General features: G+C 50.4%; 22 protein-coding genes. 14 read left to right on the forward strand and 8 right to left on the reverse strand.

All coding sequences use genetic code 11. From position 1 onward, the window contains the following. Window positions 1-23 precede the first annotated feature (23 nt). Together HMPREF0636_RS06870 and mutL are read left to right on the forward strand one after the other, a co-directional pair. On the forward strand, window positions 24-278 hold the full coding sequence (locus HMPREF0636_RS06870) for a hypothetical protein (RefSeq protein ID WP_005468780.1): 255 nt from the start codon (window positions 24-26) through the stop codon (window positions 276-278). Next, the gene (gene mutL / locus HMPREF0636_RS06875; protein WP_044169369.1) at window positions 275-2,194 is read left to right on the forward strand and encodes a DNA mismatch repair endonuclease MutL; all 1,920 of its coding nucleotides are present in this window, start codon (window positions 275-277) and stop codon (window positions 2,192-2,194) included. Before HMPREF0636_RS06870 ends, mutL begins: the two co-directional genes overlap by 4 nt. Window positions 2,195-2,428: 234 nt before the next feature. Here mutL and HMPREF0636_RS06880 read toward each other — a convergent pair whose 3' ends face one another. Further along, entirely contained in the window at window positions 2,429-2,893 is a 465-nt protein-coding gene (locus HMPREF0636_RS06880; protein ID WP_044169370.1) for a hypothetical protein, read from the reverse strand. A gap of 295 nt (window positions 2,894-3,188) precedes the next feature. Between HMPREF0636_RS06880 and HMPREF0636_RS06885 the strand changes: the two genes are divergently transcribed. The 7 genes from HMPREF0636_RS06885 (at window position 3,189) to HMPREF0636_RS06915 (ending at window position 10,318) form a co-directional block, all read left to right on the forward strand. Continuing rightward, the gene (locus HMPREF0636_RS06885) at window positions 3,189-3,572 is read left to right on the forward strand and encodes an HU family DNA-binding protein (protein WP_005468775.1); all 384 of its coding nucleotides are present in this window, start codon (window positions 3,189-3,191) and stop codon (window positions 3,570-3,572) included. An 89-nt stretch (window positions 3,573-3,661) separates the two neighbouring features. After that, window positions 3,662-5,038, forward strand: coding sequence for a TolC family protein (locus tag HMPREF0636_RS06890; protein ID WP_248616895.1), 1,377 nt, complete (start codon window positions 3,662-3,664; stop codon window positions 5,036-5,038). A gap of 14 nt (window positions 5,039-5,052) precedes the next feature. Further along, window positions 5,053-6,075: an HlyD family secretion protein gene (locus tag HMPREF0636_RS06895; protein ID WP_044169376.1), complete on the forward strand. Its 1,023-nt coding sequence runs from the start codon at window positions 5,053-5,055 to the stop codon at window positions 6,073-6,075. A gap of 15 nt (window positions 6,076-6,090) precedes the next feature. Next, the gene (locus HMPREF0636_RS06900; RefSeq protein ID WP_044169382.1) at window positions 6,091-7,251 is read left to right on the forward strand and encodes an ABC transporter permease; all 1,161 of its coding nucleotides are present in this window, start codon (window positions 6,091-6,093) and stop codon (window positions 7,249-7,251) included. A gap of 7 nt (window positions 7,252-7,258) precedes the next feature. After that, on the forward strand, window positions 7,259-8,458 hold the full coding sequence (locus HMPREF0636_RS06905) for an ABC transporter permease (protein ID WP_044169384.1): 1,200 nt from the start codon (window positions 7,259-7,261) through the stop codon (window positions 8,456-8,458). A 9-nt stretch (window positions 8,459-8,467) separates the two neighbouring features. Then, window positions 8,468-9,112 carry an ATP-binding cassette domain-containing protein gene (locus HMPREF0636_RS06910; RefSeq protein WP_044169386.1) on the forward strand — a complete coding sequence of 215 codons (645 nt, stop codon included), beginning with the start codon at window positions 8,468-8,470 and terminating at the stop codon, window positions 9,110-9,112. A 12-nt stretch (window positions 9,113-9,124) separates the two neighbouring features. Beyond that, window positions 9,125-10,318, forward strand: coding sequence for a transporter (locus HMPREF0636_RS06915; protein ID WP_044169387.1), 1,194 nt, complete (start codon window positions 9,125-9,127; stop codon window positions 10,316-10,318). Between the two features lie 111 nt (window positions 10,319-10,429). Here HMPREF0636_RS06915 and HMPREF0636_RS06920 read toward each other — a convergent pair whose 3' ends face one another. Continuing rightward, window positions 10,430-10,906 (reverse strand): HU family DNA-binding protein, encoded by a 477-nt coding sequence (locus HMPREF0636_RS06920; RefSeq protein ID WP_005468768.1) that lies wholly within the window; start codon window positions 10,904-10,906, stop codon window positions 10,430-10,432. Window positions 10,907-11,379: 473 nt separating this feature from the next. On the opposite strand from HMPREF0636_RS06920, the gene ruvX reads away from it, so the two are divergent. From ruvX to HMPREF0636_RS06940, 4 genes are all read left to right on the forward strand, one after another. Continuing rightward, window positions 11,380-11,832: a Holliday junction resolvase RuvX gene (ruvX, locus tag HMPREF0636_RS06925; RefSeq protein ID WP_005468766.1), complete on the forward strand. Its 453-nt coding sequence runs from the start codon at window positions 11,380-11,382 to the stop codon at window positions 11,830-11,832. A 10-nt stretch (window positions 11,833-11,842) separates the two neighbouring features. Further along, window positions 11,843-12,409: a peptide deformylase gene (def, locus tag HMPREF0636_RS06930; protein WP_044169389.1), complete on the forward strand. Its 567-nt coding sequence runs from the start codon at window positions 11,843-11,845 to the stop codon at window positions 12,407-12,409. Between the two features lie 103 nt (window positions 12,410-12,512). After that, window positions 12,513-14,573, forward strand: a complete 2,061-nt coding sequence (locus HMPREF0636_RS06935) for a tetratricopeptide repeat protein (protein WP_248616896.1) — start codon at window positions 12,513-12,515, stop codon at window positions 14,571-14,573. Window positions 14,574-14,693: 120 nt separating this feature from the next. Beyond that, the gene (locus HMPREF0636_RS06940) at window positions 14,694-14,897 is read left to right on the forward strand and encodes a winged helix-turn-helix domain-containing protein (RefSeq protein ID WP_044169392.1); all 204 of its coding nucleotides are present in this window, start codon (window positions 14,694-14,696) and stop codon (window positions 14,895-14,897) included. 102 nt (window positions 14,898-14,999) lie between these two features. Here HMPREF0636_RS06940 and HMPREF0636_RS06945 read toward each other — a convergent pair whose 3' ends face one another. Both HMPREF0636_RS06945 and HMPREF0636_RS06950 read right to left on the reverse strand, forming a co-directional pair. After that, a complete protein-coding gene (locus HMPREF0636_RS06945) occupies window positions 15,000-15,686 on the reverse strand; it encodes a hypothetical protein (RefSeq protein WP_155807305.1) in 687 nt (228 codons plus the stop codon). Beyond that, window positions 15,670-16,359, reverse strand: a complete 690-nt coding sequence (locus tag HMPREF0636_RS06950; protein ID WP_044169397.1) for a hypothetical protein — start codon at window positions 16,357-16,359, stop codon at window positions 15,670-15,672. Before HMPREF0636_RS06950 ends, HMPREF0636_RS06945 begins: the two co-directional genes overlap by 17 nt. A 165-nt stretch (window positions 16,360-16,524) precedes the next feature. Between HMPREF0636_RS06950 and HMPREF0636_RS06955 the strand changes: the two genes are divergently transcribed. Further along, a complete protein-coding gene (locus HMPREF0636_RS06955; protein WP_052328787.1) occupies window positions 16,525-16,914 on the forward strand; it encodes a hypothetical protein in 390 nt (129 codons plus the stop codon). Window positions 16,915-17,137: 223 nt separating this feature from the next. Here the strand turns inward: HMPREF0636_RS06955 and HMPREF0636_RS06960 are convergent, their stop codons facing one another. The 4 genes from HMPREF0636_RS06960 to HMPREF0636_RS06975 form a co-directional block, all read right to left on the reverse strand. Next, a complete protein-coding gene (locus tag HMPREF0636_RS06960; RefSeq protein WP_005468759.1) occupies window positions 17,138-17,776 on the reverse strand; it encodes a DUF1266 domain-containing protein in 639 nt (212 codons plus the stop codon). An 806-nt stretch (window positions 17,777-18,582) separates the two neighbouring features. Then, a complete protein-coding gene (locus HMPREF0636_RS06965) occupies window positions 18,583-19,092 on the reverse strand; it encodes a flavodoxin (RefSeq protein WP_044169399.1) in 510 nt (169 codons plus the stop codon). A 20-nt stretch (window positions 19,093-19,112) separates the two neighbouring features. Continuing rightward, window positions 19,113-21,170: an alpha-ketoacid dehydrogenase subunit alpha/beta gene (locus HMPREF0636_RS06970; RefSeq protein WP_044169401.1), complete on the reverse strand. Its 2,058-nt coding sequence runs from the start codon at window positions 21,168-21,170 to the stop codon at window positions 19,113-19,115. After that, window positions 21,167-22,477: a dihydrolipoamide acetyltransferase family protein gene (locus HMPREF0636_RS06975; RefSeq protein WP_044169403.1), complete on the reverse strand. Its 1,311-nt coding sequence runs from the start codon at window positions 22,475-22,477 to the stop codon at window positions 21,167-21,169. The genes HMPREF0636_RS06970 and HMPREF0636_RS06975 overlap by 4 nt, the downstream gene beginning before the upstream one ends. Between the last annotated feature and the right edge of the window lie 9 nt (window positions 22,478-22,486).

Raw genomic sequence — 22,486 nt, forward strand, 5'->3', positions numbered from 1 at the left:
GTATAGCACGCGTTCGAGAGGAGATGATTGCCTCGGGGGAGCTATCTCCTGAGGAAGCTGATGAGGCAGCAGAAGCGATGCGTCGGGAGGAGATGCCTCAAGACGTAGGGTACAACCCGACCTCAAGCCTGCGTGGAACCTTCATTCACTCCACCGAGCATTTACAGAGACAGCGTCGCCGAGGGATTACAGCCCAAGATCGTGACCGTAAGAGTGTACGCTTGATGCTGGCTCTCTTGGCTCTTGGCTTTGCTTTCTGGTACTTCTTTATCCGATGAGTGACGTCATTCGCCTTCTACCTGAGTCCATTGCCAACCAGATAGCTGCAGGAGAAGTTGTCCCCGCACCAGCCTACATTGTCAAGGAGCTTTTAGAGAATTCCATCGATGCAGGAGCCTCAGAGGTACAGGTCGAGATCCTCGGTGCTGGTAGGGAGGCTGTGCAGGTAACGGACAATGGGAAGGGGATGTCCCCCACTGATGCTCGTATGGCATTTGAGCGACATGCTACCTCGAAGCTTCGGGAGATAGAGGACTTAGACCGCCTCTCCACTATGGGGTTTCGTGGTGAAGCACTTGCCGCGATTGCTTCGGTGTGTCAAGTAGAGCTCCGTACCCGCATCGCAGAGCTAGAGGTGGGCACAGAGCTGAGGATAGAGGGGGCGAGGGTAAAGTCAAGCGTCCCTGTTGCCTGCCCCGTAGGTACGACCCTGCGTGCAATGAATATCTTCTATAACACACCTGGTAGGCGTAAGCATATCGAGGCCCGTAAGGAGTCCACAGAGCTTGGGGATATTTGGAAGGAGTTTGCTAAGGTAGCTCTGGCTAACCCAGAGGTGAGCTTTGCTCTACGTGGTACGGGGAAGTATGACAAGTCTCTTCCTGCTAGTTCGCTCAAGGAGCGAATTATCGGTATCGGAGGAAGCAAGCTCTCCAAGGCTCTGATTCCTGTAAACTATGAGAGTAGCTTCTGCTCTATCCGAGGCTTCATTGGCACGCCTACGACTGCATTGAAGAGCGGTGCACAGCAGTACTTTTTCGTTAATAACCGCTTCATACGTCACCCCTATTTCCATAAGGCGGTGATGCTAGCCTATGAGAAGTTTATCCCCGTCGGCACCCAACCACATTACTTCTTATACTTCACGATACCTGCGGAGAATATTGACGTTAATATCCACCCACAGAAGACGGACGTACGCTTCCTAGATGGAGAGACGATATTTCAGGTTATTGTCAGCCTTCTTCGGGAGGCATTCAGCTCTCATGCCCTTGCCCCTACGATTGATTTCGACCAGGAAGCCAGTATAGAGATCCCAGCTTACCAAGGTCGAAGGGACGTGGTACTAGACCTAGATGAGCAGTACCGCCTAGAGGGTGGAGAGGCTAATCTTGCGCAAGGGGTACCTTCGCTCTCACCCTCTGGTGTATCGGGTATTCGGCGTACACTCTCGGGGCGTAGTTTCCGCCCCAAAGAGCCACAGCCTAATTGGGACGACCTCGGGGAGCATTTCGACACGATGAGCTTTAGCCCAAGGGAGGAAGAGCAACTCTTTGATTTACCTGCCCCTGAGGAGAAGGCTTTGCAAGGGGTACGTCTCTCTACGGGGAAGCCTCTGCAGTCGCCCCCGCTCTTCACTGCAAGCTCTCTCCTGTTTCAGGGGAGATATGTGGTGACTACCCTCGGTGAATCGCTTGCCCTAGTGGATATACGTCGGGCACAGCTACGTATTATCTATGATGGATATCTAACGGGCATTACTTCACATGCATATAGCTCAGAGCAACCCCTCTTCCCCGAGGTACTGGAGTTTACCCCCTCCGAGCTCCCCACGGCCATTGAGGTGATGGCAGAGCTCTCTAAGCTCGGCTTCGATTTTGGAGATCTTGGGGATGGTCATTTCTCAGTTGCCGAGGCACCCTCACTCCTTGCACGAGAGGCGATTAACTTTGTTCGGCTCATTGTCGCCGATAGCTTAGACACACATCGTTCGGGGGAAGAGTATGTGCGTAGCTTCTTAGCTGAAGCCGCAGCTGAAGCAGAGGTATTGCAGATGCCTCTACCAAGGACAAGCGAAGAGGTGTCTGATCTCCTCTCTGAGCTAACCTCTAGTTCGGACGCCTACTTTACTCCCTCGGGCAAGAGCATCATTGCTCTACTTCCAGAATCAATGATTGGGAGTTTCTTTAGCTAGAGGGCTTAGGTGTATTAGATAACTAGGGACAGGCTTCTTACGGCATCTAGGGTATAGAGCCCCTGATGGGTCTACGGACAAAATACGGCGACGAGCAGCTAGGTAATCCCAGTTGCTCGTCGCTTTTTCTTATGCTAGCTCTGCTGGTTTTGCCCTCTGACTGTCTTTAATCGTCCAGTGAGACTCGGGACCTCAGCACTATTTAGCCAATAGTAGTAGCCTCTTTAAGGGGTGTTAGTTTAGTCCTGTCTCAAACTCCCCGTTGATGAAGATGCTACGCTTCCTTCCCTTTTTGTGGATGCGAAGAATAGGCTTGGATTCGTGCGCAAGATAACATAGGCTAACCCCACGCTTTCTTACCCAGAAGTACCCAAGGTAACCAAAGAAGCCACCTGAGCCAAAGAGGCGTAGGGTGATACGCCCTTTCATCGTACCGTCTTCCTCGATTTCGTAGTCTTCGTAAGAGTAGAATTTCTCGAAAGCTAGCAGACGAAGGCATAGTCCATCCGGACGCCATTCGTAGTAGACAGGCTTCCAAAGGACGGTGATGCTGGTCAGGAGAATGATTGCGAGTATGAAGAGATACATTTCGATACCCAGACCTTCGTAGATGAAGTAAATCAATATCCCTACTAGGGTCACATAGGCGATGCCTGTGGAGACCCAAACAAGAGGAGATAGTCGATAGTAATGTCGCATTGCTTTATATGATTAGATGAATGATTTATATGCTCCCAAAGGTAGTTTTTTTCAATCATATATTTTAAGTATCCCCACTTATTTGGGGGGCTTGTTTCCTCTTCTTGTGTATATTTTCTACTTTTGCAATTGAAATCACCTATGATAGGTGATGACCTTCACCTATCATAGGTGGCATTCATCGCCTATCATAGGTGATTGTGGAGTTTACGGTAGAAACTAAACGATACTTCACTAGCGGAGCAGGTAAAGGCTCCGCTGGTGGTGTGTCCCTTATCAAGAAAGCAATAGCCCTATGATGACATTTGAAATTAAGAGCAAGGTAACCAAGCAAGGCCGTCGAGCAGGCAAGACCCTCTACTATGCCTATCCGATGAAGCGACAGAAGCTGAGCATAAAGGACGTGGAGCAACGCATTAGCGAGAGCTGTTCACTCTCTGCTGCAGATGTTCGGGCGGCTTTGGTTGCCTTCGGAGAGATTGTTTGCGACTGCTTCCAGGAGGGGATAGGCGTAGATCTTGGGGAGATGGGTACCCTTATGCCCTTCACCCAAGGACGGCTCATGGATACCCCAGAGGAGGTGACGGTGGAGACCCTCCAGCCTGCAAAAGTAATGGTACACCCTAAGAAGAATATCCAGACGGCACTGGGGAAGATCCGCTACCGCATCAAGCGATAACTGAATAGCACTGTCCTCACTCCCCGATATACTTTTGCTCTGATAGATCGGAGCACCATCACTTTAGACAAAGAAACGTAAGACATAGTATGCAGATTCGATTAGCCTCTCCCTCGAGATGGGCTATGCTGGGTATCGTGGTTACCCTTTCCTTCGCTGGGCAAGCCAGGGCACAGAGGATCTTGACCCTAGACTCCTGCCGAAGCCTCGCCAAGGAGCACAGCCGTACCCTCCAGCAGAAAGACGAGGAGATCAAGGCCGCTCATGCTAAGAAACAGCAGGTAATGACCAACTTCTTCCCTCAGGTAGCTGCCCGAGGGGTATACCTGCACATGCAGAAGGAGCTACACCTCATCGACTGGGACAAGCCCCTTGGACATCTGAATTTCCTTATCCCCGAGCGACTACGCCACCTCGGCACAGTAGACCTGCGCAACCTGTGGGTGGGGAACGTAACAGCTATCCAGCCTCTCTTCCTCGGGGGAAAGATCATCTCCGGGTACAAGATGGCGAGCTTAGCAGAGCGACTCCAGGGAGAGCTACGTCAGACGGCCGAGACAGAGGTCGAGACCAAGCTCGATGAGACCTATTGGCAAGTCATCTCCCTTCGCAGTAAAGAGCGACTACTGGATCAATTGGTACGCCTACTAGAGCAGACCGTCAAGGACGTGGATGCCTCCATCGATGCAGGCGTAGCGACTAAAGCCGATGGCCTCTCGGTACGCACTAAGCTCAGCGAAGCCGAAGTCAAGCGTAGCCAAGTGGTCAATGGCCTAGAGCTCTCCCGCATGCTCCTAGCTGACCTCTGTGGCCTTAGCGAAGATGAGCCCTTCACTCTGGCGGAGGAGGGGCACCTGCAGGAGCTTCTCCTCTCCACACAGACTGCGCCTATTGCCCGAGACGAAGATACCGAGGCCGCTATCGAGCGCCGCTCCGAAATCCGTAGCCTTCGCCTAGTAGATAGTATCTACAGCAAGCGGGTAAACATGGAGTCAGCCTCCCTCTTCCCCAAGCTCTACGGAGTGGCGAGCTATTCGACGACGAACCCCAATAGCTTCCAAGGACAAAAGAAGGAGTTCGGGGGGCAGTATTACCTCGGCCTCATGCTGGAGGTACCCATCTCAGACCTGTTCTCTGGTACCTTCAAGCGCCGACAGGCTAAGGCAGAGCACCGAGTCAAGCAGCTAGAGCTCGCCGAGGCTCGTAGCAAGATCAACCTCCAGATCAAGCAGGCACTACGCACAGCAGACGATGCCCGTAGAGCCTACACCACAGCCCTAAGTGCCGTCAAGATGGCAGAGGAGAACATGCGCTACGCCAAGGCTGGCTATGACGAAGGTGTGATACCGCTACTCAACTATACGATGGCTCAGACAGCCTGGATGAGTGCACAGGACAGCCTCATCGACGCACAGATACGGGTGCTACTCACCGAGAGTAAGCTCAAGAAGATACTTGCACTATAAACCAGTAGGTAAGAATGGACAACAAGCAGAACAAAGAGACGAAGGAAACAGGAGCTAAGAAGAGCATTATCCTCGGCGTAGGACTAGTCGTCCTAGCTATGGTACTATTAGCGGCATCGGGCTTCATCTTCTTCGGTAAGGGTGAAGACATCATCACAGGTCAGGCCGAGGTGGACGAAGTACGGATTTCGGGCAAGGTACCGGGACGCATATCAGAGTTTCTCGTCGAAGAGGGACAGAGAGTACGCCGTGGAGATACCCTCGTGCGCATATATTCCCCTGAGGTACTCGCCAAGCTAGAGCAGGCAGAGGCTGCGAAGGCAGCTGCTATGGCTCAGAACCAAAAGGCCATCGTGGGAGCTAGAAAGGAGCAGAAGGAGGGAGCCTATGAGCTTTGGCAGAAGGCCAAGGCTGGCCTTGAGGTAGCCGAGAAGAGTTTCGCCCGAGTGGAACGCCTACACAAGGAGGGCGTCCTCCCCGCACAGAAGTACGACGAAGCCTCAGCGCAGCTACGGGCTATGCAGGCTACAGAGCGTGCCGCTCGTAGCCAATATGACCTAGCGGTGAACGGTGCACAGCGAGAGGACAAGCTAGCCGCAGCTGCCCTCGTCGCCCGTGCCTCTGGAGCCGTCTCTGAGGTAGATGCTTACCTCAAGGAGGGAGCCCTCCTCTCCCCCATCGATGGGGAGGTCTCGGAAATCTATCCCCACAGAGGGGAGCTCGTCGGTACGGGAGCCCCGATCATGACGATCTCGGACACCTCGGTAGTGCGCGTGCTCTTCTCCGTAAGAGAAGACAAGCTAGCCTCGATCAAGAAGGGGAGCAAGCTGCGTGGCACGATCCCCGCTCTCGGAGGTAAGGCCATAGAAGTGGTGGTCACGAAGATGAAGGATATGGGGAGCTATGCCACCTGGAAAGCCACGAAGCCACGTGGAGAGCATGATCTTCGTACCTTTGAGGTCACAACCCGCCCCACCAGCCCCGTAGAGGGACTCCTAGCAGGCATGACAATTGTCCTAGACAAGGGGCAGCTCTAGTAGATCACTTTGCCCATGTACGCAATCCTACGTGTAGCACGGAGGGAACTGGACTACCTCCTCACCCGCCCGATCTATCTCTTCGGCATCATCGGGGCTCCCCTGCTGGTGACGCTGCTCCTGCTGTACCTGATGGGCAGCGGACTGCCTACCAATATGCCCGTAGCCGTAGTGGATGAAGATCAGTCGGCTCCCTCTCGTGCCCTCGTACGAAATCTCGACATCTTCCAGTCCTCAGAGGTAGTACTGAAGTGCTCCAGCATGAACGAAGCCCTCAGAGCGATGCGCCAAGGAAAGGTCTACGGGATCTACCACATCCCCCGAGGGCTACAAGCAGAAGCTGGATCAGCTCGCCAACCCAAGCTCCACTACTATACCAATAGTAGCTATCTGATGGCAGGGAGCTTTGTCTTCCGAGATATGAAGATGCTCTCCGAGCTAGCTTCTGCTAAGGTTGGTCTGCTGACAGGACAGGCACGTGGCAAGACCCAGGAGGAGATCATGGGGAGCATTCAGCCCATTGTCGTACGGTCAGAGGTGATGAGTAATCCCCAGCTGAACTACGCAGCCTATCTGACGACCACGATACTACCAGGCGTGCTCCAGCTCATGATCTTCCTCATGACGTCCTATGCCATCGGGGTAGAGATCAAGCGTAAAACGGCTAAGGAGTGGCTTCGTCTCTCCGAGGGCTCTATAACGCTCGCTCTACTCGGGAAGCTCTGTGTCCACACCCTGATGTTCCTCGCTGTCGGGCTGGGGATACAAGGCATTCTGTATGGCTGGATGGGCTTCCCCCTACAGTCAGGTTGGGGTGCGATGGCACTGGCGATGCTCCTGCTTGTGCTGGCCTCTCAGGCTTTAGGGATCTTCTTCATTGCCCTGATACCTATCCTTAGGATGGGGCTAAGCCTAGGGAGTCTCCTTGGGATGCTCTCCTTCTCGATCTCGGGGATGAGCGTACCCGTCTCCTCTATGATCGCCCCTGTACAAGCCCTAGCATTTATCTTCCCCCTACGCTACTACTATCAGATCGGGATCAACCAAGCCCTTATCGGGGCTCCACTAGCGGAGAGCGTACCCTATTATATAGGCCTACTGGCCTTCCCCCTGCTTCCGCTTGTGACGCTTCCCCGACTGAAGCGTTACCTCACCAGCATAGACTACATCGCTTAATCGGGATATGAGTATCATTGGATTTATCAAGGGGCATCTACAGGATATAGTGGCGATATGTGGGAGGGAGCTACGTAGGGTCTTTGCCGATAGTGCCTCGATCCTCTTCTTCTTTGTTGTACCCTTCATCTATCCCTTCCTCTATGCAGCCCTGTATGGCAACGAGGTAGCCCGCGAAGCTCCTCTCGTGGTACTAGACTACAGCCATTCGGCTCTAAGCAGGGAGTTTGTCCGTAGGGTCGATGCGTCGCCTGATGTAGCAGTCATAGCGCAGGTGGCAAGCGAAGCCGAGGCTTACCAACTCATAAACGAGGAGAAGGCCTACGGGATACTTATCTTCCCCGAGGACTTTAGCCAAAAGGCTCATTTAGGGCGACAGGCCGAGGTCAATCTCCACACAACCTTTGCCTCGGCTCTCTACTACAAGGCCTTCGCTCTTACCGCTACCGAGGTGGCACTGACGATGGGACGTGAGCTAGAGGCTAGTCGTAGCCATGGAGCCTCTCACGAAGCTACCCGCATACAGGTACGACCCATTGAGAGCGAATGGATTACCCCCTTCAATCCTCAGGGTGGCTTCCAAGGCTTCCTCCTACCTGGCGTACTCATACTGATCATCCAACAGACACTCCTTATCGGGATCTCTATGGTGATGGGGACGGAGCGTGAGCGGGGAGGTCTCAGCCGTGGGCTACGTATCGGTAGGGGTGGACACTATACGAGTACGATGCGCCTACTGGTAGGGCGTGCTCTGTGCTATCTACTGATCTATGCGGTGAGTTCGCTCTTCACGCTGGTCATCGCACCGAGGATCTTTGGTTTGCCCCAGCTCACGGACGCAGGGACATTTGCCCTACTTCTATTGCCACTCCTCTTGGCTTGTGTCTTCTTCTCCTTCTTCTGGAGTCTTATAGTGAAGCACCGAGAGAAGGCGATGATCATCTGGGTCTTTACCTCCATACCCTTCCTCTTCCTCACGGGCTTATCTTGGCCTCTCTCTGCTATCCCTGCACCGCTAAGGGCGCTGGGCTTACTCGTCCCCTCTACTCCTGGGGTACAAGCCTTCGTCTCCATAAGCAGTATGGGGGCGAGCCTCAGAGATGTCCTCCCTCAATACCTCATGCTGTGGGCACAGGCTCTGGGGTACTTCCTTATTACTTCTTTCACCTATGCCCGTCTCGTTAGACGCAGCATGAAGGTCGCCTAAATATCGACTATGCAAGAAATCACATTGCATCAGACCCTACCCCTCGTCTTCCGTGATGAGCCTATTCAACCTTCGGAAGTATGGCGTACGGAAGTGACGTTTTGCCGAGGAAACTATTACCTCATTGAAGCAACGTCGGGTGCTGGTAAGTCATCTCTCTGCAGTTTCCTCTACGGATGGCGTGGAGACTATCTGGGGAACATATGCTTCGATGGGCAGGACATCCGTAAACTAAGTGCTGGGGCGTGGAGTACGATACGTAAATCATCCCTGAGCTTCCTCTTCCAGGAGATGCGCCTCTTCGACGAACTGACAGCTTGGGAAAATGTAAAGCTAAAGAATGACCTGACGAAGTATAAGGAAGAGAAGGAACTTCGCCACTACTTCGAGTTACTTGGTATCGAGGATAGACAAAACACCCCAGCTCGTATCCTCTCCCTCGGCCAGCAGCAACGTGTAGCAGCCATCCGCTCGCTCTGTCAGCCCTTTGATTTCTTGCTTCTGGACGAGCCCATCAGTCATCTTGATGAGGAGAATGCATCCTTACTTGCCTCGCTCTATAAGGCGGAGGCTGAGCAGCAAGGTGCTGGTATCATCACGACCTCAGTAGGTAAGCATCTCCTGCTTAGCTATGCGAATGTCCTTCACCTTTAGCCACAACGTACCATGAATAGGCTTTTACTTCGCCTGCTACGCAGGCATATCAGTCCGCTTCAACTACTTGGTTTCTCGCTGGCAAACTTCGTGGGCGTGGCAATTATCCTGCTCGGGATACAGTTTTATCAGGATGCTCGTTCATCGCTAGAGGCTAAAGACAAGTTCATGAAGGGAGACTATATCATCCTCTCTAAGCGAGTTGGTGGGCTAGCTCTCTTTGGTTCGGGGGACAATACCTTCTCTGACCAAGAGATCAAGGAACTAGAGGAGCAGAGCTTTGTCAAAAAAGTGGGTCGGTTTACGCCGTCGAAGTTTCAGGTTTCGGCTGGTCTTGGGGTAGGGAGTGGCGTGTACACCTATATGTTCTTCGAGTCCGTGCCAGATGATTTCATTGATGTGTCGAGTGATGAATGGCAATATCGCAACGGAGATACCTCTGTGCCCATCATTATCCCACGCAACTATCTCGGGCTCTATAACTCTGCTTTTGCCCAAAGTCAAGGTTTACCGCTGCTCTCCGAGGCTACTATGAGCAAGATCCCTCTTACTATTGAGGCGATTGGTCAGCATGAGACGCTCCAGCTAAGGGGACGAATAGTTGGTTTCTCCAATAGGCTGAATACGCTACTTGTCCCTCATTCGTTCCTCTCGTCAATGAATGCCCGCCTTGCACCTAATGAAATGGTGCGTCCTACACGGCTTATTATGGAGGTTACCTCAGTCTCTGATGCTGAAATCCCCGTCTACCTGAAAGCAAATGGCTATGAAAGTGAAGGCGAACGTTTGGCTTCTGGCGAATCGATGTACCTGCTACGGCTCGTTGCTGGTATTGTTCTCTCTGTTGGACTGCTGATCTCTGTCCTCTCTGTTTATCTTCTGATGCTTTCGATTTACCTGCTTCTTCAGAAGAATACTAAGCAACTGGAGAGCCTCCTCTTACTTGGCTACACACGGCAGGAACTTGTACGTCCCTACCTCGCATTGACGTTTTTGCTCAACGCCCTTGTTATCATCGTGTCGCTTGTGGCTGTCATTGAGGTGCGGGGCTATTATCTTCGTCTAGCCGAACGGTTACTCTCCGATGAGATCGGGGGTACGATGCGCTACACATACCTTGCAGCGGCAGCACTTCTTTGCGTCACTACGCTGTTGAATGGCCTTGCCATCAGGCGCAAGATTTATTCTCTTCGTACCTTCTCATAAGGTTCTTCCTTCTTACAGGAACTGAAGCCCCGAGTACATGCAGTTGTACTCGGGGCTTCGTTATGCTTGGCTCATGCCGTGGGATAAAGGGACGAGCCGGGGGAAGTTAAGCTAGATCCCGACGCCGCCACCTCCAGGGGACTCGTTTTTTTCCTTAGGTTTGTCGGGCTTCTTCCCGTCTTTCTTCTGCTTGCTGACTGTCTGCTCGTAGCTCACATCAGTTAGTGTGAAGTACTTCTTCGATGGAGCCAGAAGCACAACAGGTTTCTCGATGTGGATATTTGCATTGAATTTCGTCCCTTCCTCCACTGCTTTGCTCTTGAAAGAAGGCATTAGTGTGCCGAGATCACCAAACTCTACGATGTCGCCGTTGGATACGATGTCCTTGGCGATTTCTGTAGCGTAGTTCAGGACTGCTTCTACTTCCTGACGGTTGAAGGTGGTGGACTTGGCGACTCTGTCGCAGAAGTTGCGGAAATCAACCCGATGCCGGCCCGTGGGTCTAGCAATCTGCACGGTCTTCCCTGCATGTTTTCCTACGTTTAGTTTGCGTTTAACGATTACAAACTGTAGAGGCTTATTGGCCATAATACTTAAAGTTTAACCCTCCATAAACTGACCTCATCGGAGTCGGAGGGTGGGCAGGCGGTGAGGTGTGTATTAGGTTCAGAGGCAAAGTTACAAAACTTTCCCTGAAAAGGACGAACAAATTTCCCAAAATACACAGAGCAATTTGGTCTGCGTAACTAGCTGTTTCATAGATGGTAAATGGCTGTCGTGTGAGAAGAAACTTACCGACCAAATGAAAGTACCTAATCAATCCAGAAAAAGTACCTAATCAATCGGGAAAATTATTAGGTAAATTTAAAAAATTATTAGGTACTTTTTCTGGATTGATTAGGTACTTTTTCTGAACTCGTCAGATACCTTTGATTAGGCATGGAGTATAAGGGTGGAGATGGAGTAGTTAATTTGGAGTGACTTGACATTGAGGATAGAGGGCTGAGGCAAAGTGTTTCTAGAGTCGGGTAGGGCAATTTCCGTATCTTTGCCCTTGTCTTATGGGCAGATTATTAGCAATAGATTACGGACAGAAGCGGTGCGGTCTAGCCGTCACTGACCCTCTTCAGATTGTACCTGGAGGTTTGGGTACCATCCCCACACATCAGCTCCTCAGCTTTGTGCTGGACTACGTGAAAAGGGAAGAGGTAGAGCGTATCATCGTAGGCTATCCGAGGCAGATGAATAACCAAGAGTCCGCCTCGATGAAGTTAATCCGTCCATTCGTGCAAAAGCTACATCAGGCACTACCTAGCCTTCCCATCGACTATCAGGACGAGCGGTTTACCTCCACACTGGCTCAACGAGCAATTCGTGAAGCAGGTATTGGCAAGAGACGCCGCGAGACAGATAAGGGACTTGTGGACGAAGTCAGTGCCGTAATTATCTTACAGAGTTACCTGGCCTCACGTGAGGGTTTGGGCGAAATAAACCTACCTCACCAGAGACCCTAAGCACAAGTGTATGAAACTACCAATTTATATCTATGGTCATCCCGTCCTGCGTGAAGTGGGAGTGGATATTACTCCCGAGTACGAAGGCTTATCCGAGCTCATCGAGAACATGTGGGAGACAATGTATTTCTCTGATGGCATTGGGCTGGCTGCACCTCAAATAGGACGTGCCATTCGCCTCTTCGTCATCGATGCAGACCCAATGAAGGAGAGCTTCCCAGAGTGTGCAGGCCTCAAGCAGACCTTCATCAACGCTCGGATCGTTGAGCGTAGCGAGGAGACATGCTCTGAGAATGAGGGTTGTCTCAGTATCCCTGGTATCAATGAGCGGGTTACGCGACCCACAACTATTACCATCGAGTACGTGGACGCCAACTTCCAGCCTCATCGTGAGACTTATTCGGGCTTCGCTGCACGAGTTATTCAGCACGAGTACGACCACATAGAGGGAATCCTTTTCATTGACCAAATCGCCGCTATTCGGAAACAACTCATCAAGGGAAAGCTCTCGAACATGCTTAAAGGTAAAGTATCAGCGCATTACCGTACAGTGACTGCCCCACAGAAGAAAAAGTAACGTCCACATACACTAGCTTACCGCCACGGATCGTTTTGCCTATGTGGTAACGAACTACTCATCCATACGCTAGGAAGAATAGACCATGAGGAAGCTGAAATTTTTGATTTTATCCCTCTTACTTGGCTCTTCGGTAGCCTCCGCCCAGATAGATGTACAGCAGGTTTTATCTATTGGTCGTAACGCGATTTACTTCAATGACTACATAGTCTCAATGGGGTATTTCAACCAAGTCATTGGTCTACGTCCATGGATGGCAGAGCCATACTTCTATCGCTCTGTGGCGAAGATCAACCTTGATGATTACCGAGGAGCCGAAGAAGATGCTACATTGGCTCTGGAGCGCAACCCCTTCCTTAGCAGAGCTTACCTAGTGCGAGGAATAGCACGCTTCAGTCAGAAGGCCTATGAGCCGTCGATCAGCGACTTCCAGCATGGACTTAGCTTGGCTCCATCAGATGTGGGGTTGCGTTATAACCTTGCCATCGCCTTTCTTGAAGCTAAGCGGTACGAGGAGGCAGATAGTACAGCTAGGACGCTACTTCGTTTTTCTCCCCGCAATAAAGATGCTTATCGTCTCATTGCGCAAGCTGCGTTGGAGCGGAAGGATACCATACAAGCACAGCAACAGATTGCAGAGCTTCTTCGACGAGACAGTACATATTCCCCTGCCTACCTGCTACAAGCACAGATAGCAGCTGACAGGAAGGATTATCCTACAGCTACAAAGGCCATCGACAAAGTAATCCAGCTCGAGGGTGGTAACGCAAGTCTCTTCGTCAATAGAGCTATCCTGCGCTATCACCAGAATGACTTCCAAGGTGCAATGGAGGATTATACGGAGGCCATTACCTTAGAGCCAACGAACATCCCAGCACGCAATAACCGTGCACTACTTCGTTCGCAAGTCGGAGAATACAGCAGAGCGGTCAAGGACTGGGATGAAGTCATTTCCCGTGAGCCTAAAAATTACATCGCTCGATATAATCGTGCCCTGCTCCATATACGCCTAGGTAATCCTCGTGCAGCTTTACAAGACCTCAATCTGGTACTTGATCAGTATCCGATTTTCAGTGAAGGCTTCCTTGCCCGTGCCGAAGCTCGTCGCATGATTGGAGATATAAAAGGTGCTGGGCGTGACCAAATCCATGTCTTCGACTTACAGAATAACAAGCAATACCGCTCTGCAGCGGCGAAGGCTTCTAAGGAGAAGGCAAAGAGTAAAGCTACCCGAAGCAAGGAGGATGAAGCAATAGAGAAATACAACATGCTTGTCGAGACGGCACCAAAGGCTGATGCCGAGAAGCCCAAATACACTAGTCAAGTGCGAGGGCGAGTGCAGGATCGTGACACACAGGCTGTACCTAAGGCAGACTTATCACTAACTTATTTCACCGAGGTAGATAAGAATGGTAACCAAAGTCGGGTATTTTTCTCACCCCTGCTAGATCGTTACAATGCCCTCCAGAGGCAGTCCGATAAGCGAGCTCCTCGTATTCTCCTGCAAGAGCGAACTATTGCGCTCTCTCACGAACAAATAAAAGCTCTGGAACAGGACATCGTGCATCTGTCGAAGACTGATCAAGAGACCGCTACTCTGTATTTACGCCGAGGGATTAACTATGCACTCCTGCAGGATCTTGATCAAGCAATCCTCGACTTCACCCGAGCAATCAAGCTAGCCCCACAGCATCCTTTGGCATACTTTGCCCGTGCCTCGGCCACTATGCGTCGCAGTGAAGCGGAGCAAGGAAGGCTACCCGAGGAGCATTCAGCTCAAGAGACGATGATTATTCGCTCTGCTGCAACGGGAGGGAAGGCTGTCACAACGCAACCATCTACTGCACCACTGGTACGCCCAACACGTCTATCGGAACAACCACCACTGATTGACCTAAACCAAGCTATTGCCCTTGACCCGCAGTTTGCCTACGCTTACTACAACCGTGCAAATCTGTATGTGCGCTCGGGAGAGGAGGATAAGGCGCTACTTGACTACACAAAAGCTATCGAGTTAAGCCCATCCTTTGCCGAAGCTTACTATAATAGAGGTCTATTATTCTTTGCTCTCGGTAAAGTGAACGAAGGGACACGAGACCTGAGTAAGGCTGGCGAGCTGGGGCTATATGAAGCCTATAGCCTGATTAAGCGAATGAATAAGTAGGGTTTTGAGTTTAACCACGAACAGTTATAAGCTTAATTTGTGTAACTTAGCAGTGACATCAGGGATGCGCCCCGAAGTCAAAAGACGATACATCCAACACTAATTAATTCAAAGACTGCTATGGTTAAGACGATAGGAACAAATGCAGGTCTCGTTTGGAACGCTCTAGATAAGCTAGGGAAGATGGACCCAAAAGCACTAAAGAAAGCAACAAAACTACGTACCGATAAGGAGCTCTATGCAGCTATCGGTTGGTTAGCTAAGGAGGGTAAGCTTCATTTTGAAGAGCGAGATGGAGAGCTCTACCTAGATCTAATCTACTAATTCGGTATATCTAAGGCAACAAGCCACAGCACGTATCATTGCGTGCTGTGGCTTGTTGCTTTATCTCCTTAATCGTAGGACTGAGGCTCCGTTTGTTTAGCTCTAATAGACGGACTTATATATCGATGGGGTGAGCCGTGTATCAAAGAACCAAACCTCGATATCAATAAGGTCAATGACGAGCTGTGGCTTTGCTTCGCCTCGCAGTAGGCGAGCAAGACGTTTGGCTGTGTGGGAGCGTGTACTAATGAGTGCTGTCATGCGCTCCGTACCGACCACTGAGGCTTCTTTTCTTTTTGCCAGATCCTTCAGTAATGAGCTGAGCTGAGAGCGTTCTCTGTCCTCTAATGGTATGCGCTCGACGACAACTAACGAAGCCGTTAAGACTTCACTGAGGGCAGGGATATGCTGTCTCTCGATTACTTGCTCCACAGATCCCGTAGCCATTAAATAACGAGGGACGAAGGAGGTTTCACCTGTGAGGAGTAAGACATGTCTAGCCTGTAGCTCATGTGCTATACGGAAGATCAGCTCTAGGGTACGAGCTTTCCGAATAGGTCTTGGCGGTTTCTCCTCTGATAGCTCTCTGGCCTGACGTAGTGCCTCTCGAAGCTCTGTGAAGCAATAATAAGGGCGCGCATTACGTACCACCCTCGTGATGAAATGGTAGGCGTAGGGTGAATGCACACCATCACCACGGCGATTGATGATGAGGCGTTTGGACCGCTTCAGTCGCTGGGTAAGGCCCCTGAGCGTAACTAGCCTTTTGACTTTACGCAATCGGTTCATCAATCTGCTCTATTGCTGTGCCTTGTAAATAGCGGTAATAGGTTACTAGGTAAAGAGTGACGAGGGGCTGAATGAAGATCAGCCCTAGCCCAAAAGTAATCGCCCCGAGTAGGATCAATCCAAAGGCTACGAGAAGTACGACCACCTGTGTGTAGAAATGCCCCTCTGTTAGACGCCAAGACTCCTTAAACGAGCGTACTATTCCCCCTTGCTCCAAGAAGGTATATTGTGCAAACATGAGCCGCAGTAGGAGGTAAATCCCCGGTATGATAAAGAGTACAATCCCCATCCCTATCCCTAATAGGAGCATAAGGGAGAGGAGTAACAGTGGGATGAATTTACGCAACGCCACCTTATATGGATTAGCCTGTTCATGACCCTCCTCTTGTGCTCTCTCCGTCAGCCGTAGGACTTGGAGGATTAGGACTAAAGAGAAATAATTCGAGATAAGGCTTGCTACAAGGCCAGCACAAGCAACCAGCATAGACAAACTCTCCGCACTCATCCCACTAGGATTGAGGTGCGGGTAGAGCCTTGTTCCTCCAACCAAGATAAGCTGGGTAAGCAGGATGAGGCAAGTAGGTATATAGAGTCTCTTATTTGCTTGTAGCAGACGTAGGGCCTTCTTCAGTGCAGAGCTGTGCGAGAAGGGGGGGAGTGGGTGCTGGATCATTGTTGTAGCACGTATCTTTAGAGTGAGGTGTATACTTTATGACGACAAATATACGTATTATAAAAGCGAGTGTGAATGTTTTCCCTTGTTTTGCTACCTTTACGGGCGGAACAATGGTTCCCATTCATACAGATTTGTCTCACTAAATAAGAATTAAAGAACACAATGAAGAAGTTCATTTTAGCTATTGCCTGTGTCTTCGCCTTGGGCACGAGCCTCTCAGCACAGAATCCAGAGAAGAGGGATTCAGTTAAGAAGGAAACCTCTGCAAAGTCAGGCGCAACAAAGTCTACGGATAAGGCTGGGAAGAAAACCTGCTGTAGTGCAGGAGCTAAGAGCTGTGACTGTAAGGCTGGTGCTGCCTGTGAAAAGGATGGTAAGAAAACTTGTAAGAACGCTCAGCCTGCCACTAAGTGTGATAAGGAGGACGGCGACAAGAAGCAATGTTGTAAGAAAGAGGCACAGGCCAAGGAAGCAGCTAAGTGCGATAAGAAGGATGGTGCCAAGAAGGAATGCTGTAAGAAAGACGCAAAGAGCGAATGCTCTAAGAAGTAATCCCTCTATGGTCATCTGAACACCCTAAAGAAGCTACGTCTAGTACTACACTGGGCGTAGCTTCTATTTTCTTCCCTAGGTTGTGACAAAGGTAAAGTGTGTGCTAATCTGGGAAACAGAAGAACATATTGGCACGGAGTAGCGTAGGCGATAATGCAACAAGGGCAAGTAGAGTGACACTCTACTTGCCCTTGCTTATATTAGGCCTTAGCCTCTCAAGTGTTTACTTGAGTGGGATGGTCTTGTAGATAGAGTTAGCAGATTCGTTGATGTCCTTAACAACGCCCTCTAGCTCAGCCTTACCTCCATACTCATCGTTGGGATCCCAAGCGTTACGTCCAGCGAGGAAATCATTGAAGTAAGCAGTCCAATCTGCATACTTAGCCTGAGCAAGAGGAAGGAGTTCCTTTTGGTAGGCTTCTGCTTCTGCCTGTGTGAGGTAACCTGTGCGAACACCTGCCCAAGCAATATTTACAGCACGTCCCCAGTCCCAAGCCTTATGTTCGCCCTCTTGGCTCTTGAGCTTCTCTAGCAAAGTCTTTAGCTCTTGGCTGTTAGAGACATCCCAGTCGTTCTTGAGCATATTCGTAGCGTTGGCGATGGATTCTTCTTCATAAGGATTTGTGAAGAGTTGCTTGTACCCTTCGATGCGGTCTACGCCACCACTCTTGATGTGGTTCTCCACAGCATCCACACCACCGTAACCACGGTAGTAATAGACCCCAGCGAGCATGGTGGGGCGGAGTGCTTCGAAGTCAGCGTTTTCGCTTGCGTTGGAGCTCGATGAAGAGCCACCACAGGAGGCTAGTCCTACGACTGCGAACAGTGCGAGGAGCGCTACCTTAAGTACGTTCTTTCTCATGTTGTTGAACTATTAATGAAAGCTTGTTAATCTCCCTGAACTAACCAAAGCCCTAGAAGACCTTTCAAAGGTATGAAAATATGTACAAATACAAAAACAGATCAGCTTTATTTAGTGAGAAATAGACGAATCAACTAGCTACTCCGTCATGAGCTTGACTGAGAGCTATTGCCCCTCGTCTATCCCTGATCTTATTGGCCGTCACTGTACTAAGGGAGAAGTCACGTACAGGTCTTGCTCCACCAAGTCTCACATCAGATAGCGATAGCTCCTCTGAAATGTAAATTTTATACGAATGAGTAGAGGAGGCTATCCATTTTATCTATCTCTATAAGTTGTTGTATCACACGGAGACTAGACCCCTTGTGAGGGGAGGGCTCCGTGAGTTATGGTAAGTCGATGAAATGAGTTACCATAACTCGTTGTAAAGACTTACCATAACTCGTTGTAAAGACTTACCATAACTCGTTGTAAAGACTTACCATAACTCTTTACAACGAGTTATAGTAACTCATGACACCCTCCTCTAAAACGCCTTATATACAGGAATTTTAGAGAGAGGGAATAGACTCTTGATGCAGGAGGTCTTTGTGTATTTTATATGCAACTTTTAATTGTCCATTTATGTATGGAAAATGAGGCTACGATAGCATACAATAAGTCCCTACAGCCAGACGAGCGCGCAATAAATGGATGCGCCTCTCGGTGTAGGGACTTAATGCTATTAATTCTTGGTTCGTATATACCCAAGGGTACACAACTGAGGGAAGGAGAGCTTCCCTCTAGGGCGATGAAATAGGGGGTGCCTATTTCGCAGCAAACTCCTTCTTAACCTGCTTTACCCAATCCTTGAGACGTTTGTCCGTAAGATCGGGGTGATTGACCCAATCAATGATGAGCCCGAGGAAAGAGCCTTCGCTCTCTGCGATAGACTGCTCATAGGTGTAGCCAGCTGTGGAGGTGCGCCCTATAATCGTAGCACCTAGCTCCGTGAAGTACTCTGCTAGTAAGCCCACACCATCAGCGAAGCTCACAGGGGAGGCAACCTCATCTCCTGTACCATAGATTGCGACCTTCTTGCCTGATAGGTCTTCCCCCTCTAGCTCGGGGAGGAATTCATCCCAAGCCGAGGGCAGCTCTCCATTGAAGTAGGTAGGCGTTCCTAGGATCAGCCCATCATAGTGAAGGACATCCTCCAGGCGTGCTGTATCAATGTCTACATATTCAATTCCTTCCCCCCATAGCTGTGCGATGTGCAGGCCTAGCTCTGCGGTATAGGCTGTACTCTTACTGTAGAGTATTCCGATTTTCTTCATATCGTCGTCACGTTTGGAGGTTAGTATTCGATTAGTTCCTTTGCGGTAGTGTAGATCTTCTCTTCACTAGGTAGTGTGGCTAGCTCAAAGCACTTGTGGAAACCGACAGGCGTAGAGAGTGATCCAACACGATAAATCGGTGCGTCAAGATCTCGGAAAGCCTTCTTGGCAATCGATGCTGCTAGCTCTGCACCAAAACCTCCGAAGACCCGATCTTCGTGGACGATAAGCGCCTTGGAGGTTTTCCGTATGGAAGCATAGACCGTTTCCTCATCCCAAGGAGCAAGAGAGCGCAGGTCAATGACCTCAATACTCTTGCCAAGTTCCTTCTGGATGCGCTCTGCCACGTTTAATGAGAGATGAAGAGTATTACCGTAGGTGATCAGGGTCACATCTGTCCCCTCACGACGAATACGTGCCTTGCCAAATGGCACTTCAAAGTCCTCGGGGATGATGGCTGTGGACTCTGCACTGTTGTACTGCGCCTTAGGCTCCATGAAGACAGTAACGCCACGTGAACGCATCGCTGTACGCAGCAAGCCTGCAGCATCATCAGCGAAGCACGGATATACGACACGGGCACCAGGGAAGGTGGTCAGTACGGCTTCGATATTCTGCGAATGGTAAAGACCTCCTTGTATATACCCACCAGAGGAAAGGCGGATGGTGATATTGGGAGAGAATTGTCCATTACTGCGCCAGAAGTCATGTGTAGAGTTCACAAACTGCTCCATGGCAGGCCAGAAGTAGTCAGCAAACTCAGCTCCCTCAATTACAATACGAATTTTATCACTGAACCGGCTCATCCCATTGGCTGTCCCAACGATGTAGTCCTCAGCAATAGGCGCATTGAAAACACGCTTATGACCAAACTCCTGGAGCATCCCCTTCGTGACATTGAAGACGCCTCCCTTATCCTTGTTGGCGACATCTTGCCCCCAGAGGAAGGTGTCAGGATTATGACGAAACTCTTGCTTGAGCGTCTTGTTTAGAGCTTGCACTAGGGTAAGCTCCTCGCCCGTGCCATCAGGTATCCCTAAGCCGTACTTATCACCTGGATAAGCCTCTCCAATGACATAGTCGAGGACGGTATCGGCAGAGGGCTCTGGAGCCTTCATGGCATTGCGGTTCGCTATCTTCAGCTCCTCTTGCGCTTCATGCTCTATTTGTTGTAGCTCCTCTTCCGTGAAACGGTTGTAGCGAAGCAGCATACGGCGGAACTTGGGTAGTGGGTCAGCTGCCTTTGCCCGCTCGATCTCTTCGTCAGAGCGATAGAGGGTATGCTTGTCTGAGTTAGAGTGCGCCCCGATACGGACACACTCGGCAGTGACGACCACGGGGGTACGATGCTCCACGGCATACTCACGAGCGGCTGCCATGGTGTTCATTGAGTCAAAGATGTCCTTCCCGTTACAGAAGAGAGTCTTCAGATGGCGTATACCAGCATAGTTCTCTCCTACACGAGGGTTAGCTGTCTGCTCGTGTGTAGGAACAGAAATACCATAGCCATTACTCTGTAGGACGAAGATTACAGGGAGACGCTCACGAGCTGCACCATTGATCGCCTCGAAGACATAGCCTTCGGAGGCAGAGGACTCCCCATGTGAGGCAATTGCTACACCATCTACACCGTAGTAATCTAGTGCACGTGCTAATCCTACAGCCTGGGAGTCGTGCGCCGCAACACACGAGGAGATATTATGAATGCCCCATTCAATCTTGGCATAGTGATCCGACATGTGTCGCCCACCACTTGTTGGGTCTGTTGCTTTCGATATACCATTGAGGATCATCTCCTCCACCGTCATCCCTGCTGAGAGCGCAGCTAGGAGGTCACGATAATAAAGAAATAGATGGTCCTTTCCCCTCTGGAAGACTTGTCCGATAGCTAACTGTATACCATCATGCCCAGCATTGGAGGCATGAAACTGCCAGCCAATTGATTGGAGTAGATAGCTTGGTGCCTTCTCATCCAAGAGACGTCCGAGATAGAGTAGATGATACCAGCGACGTAGGGTATCCTTGTCGGTGATTTTAATCCCGTAGCGCTTCTTTATATAGTTCTTCTGAATGCTCATAGTCCTTTGTTTGTCTTCCAATCCTCTAGATAATGTGCTACCGCTTGTAGGAATGCTCCACCAAGCATGCCGTCGATGATGCGGTGGTCATAGGAGAAAGAGAGGTACATTTTATGACGTGTAGCAACCACATCACCTGATACTGTCTCTAGGATAGCTAGCTCCTTCTCTATAGCACCAATGCCAAGAATGGCCGCCTCGGGCTGGTTGATAATCGGTGTGCCAAAGAGCGTACCTGACGATCCATAGTTTGAGATGGTGAACGTCCCTCCTGACATCTCGTCTGGGGAGAGCTTACCAGATCGGCTCTTCTCTGCTAGTTGAGATACTTGCTCTGCAACGCCCGTACGGCTGAGCTTGTCAGCATCATGTATCACAGGGACGACTAGGTTGCCATCGGGGAGGGCGACAGCCATCCCTACGTTGATATGCTTACGCTCAATGATGTTGTAGCCATCCACAGATGCATTGATACGAGGGTATTGCTTTAGTGCATGAGCTACGGCTTCGATAACTGGGGTCATATAAGTAAGAGCGAAGCCTTCCTTCTTTTTGAAGGCATCCTTCTCAGCCTCACGCCATGCTACAAGATCTGTAATGTCAATCTTCATGAAGCTCGTCACATGCGGTGCAACCTGTACGGATTGTACCATGCGGTCAGCAATGATGCGACGGATTGGATCCATTGGGATAACCTTATCATCTGCCCCAATAGATATGGTAGGAGCTGTGACCTGAGGACGGGAAGATTGTGGTGCTACCACGCTCGCGGATCGCTCTACACGTGGCGTAGGTGCTGGTGCTCCCTTCTTCTGTTCAATATAGCGAACAATATCAGCCTTGCTTACACGTCCCCCAAAGCCTGTACCTTGTATGCTATCTAGCTCCTCCTGAGAGACCTTTGCAGCCTTAGCTCGCTCTATTACCACAGGGGAATACCATCGCTCTACTGAACCTCGGTGTACCTCAGTGACAGCAGGTGTAGGAGTGTCCTTTGTTTCGATACGAGCCTGAGGAGTCTCTTCCTTTGGTTCCTTTGTTGCAGATGGTGCTACTGTGGCATCTACATCTGTATCGACGACAACGACCGGAAGACCTACGGGGACAGTATCGCCCTCTGCATAGTTAATCTTGACAATCTTACCTGCTACGGGTGAGGGTATTGTTGCCGCAGTCTTTGCGGACGTAATCTCAAAGAGTTCGGTATCTTCCTCGATGAAGTCTCCTACCTTGACGTTGAGTACCGTGATCGTACACTCGGTCACGCTCTCACCCATCTTCGGCATCTTAATATCGAATGTTGCCATTATCTCTAT

The organism is Porphyromonas catoniae ATCC 51270 (assembly GCF_000565015.1).
GTDB lineage: Bacteria > Bacteroidota > Bacteroidia > Bacteroidales > Porphyromonadaceae > Porphyromonas > Porphyromonas catoniae.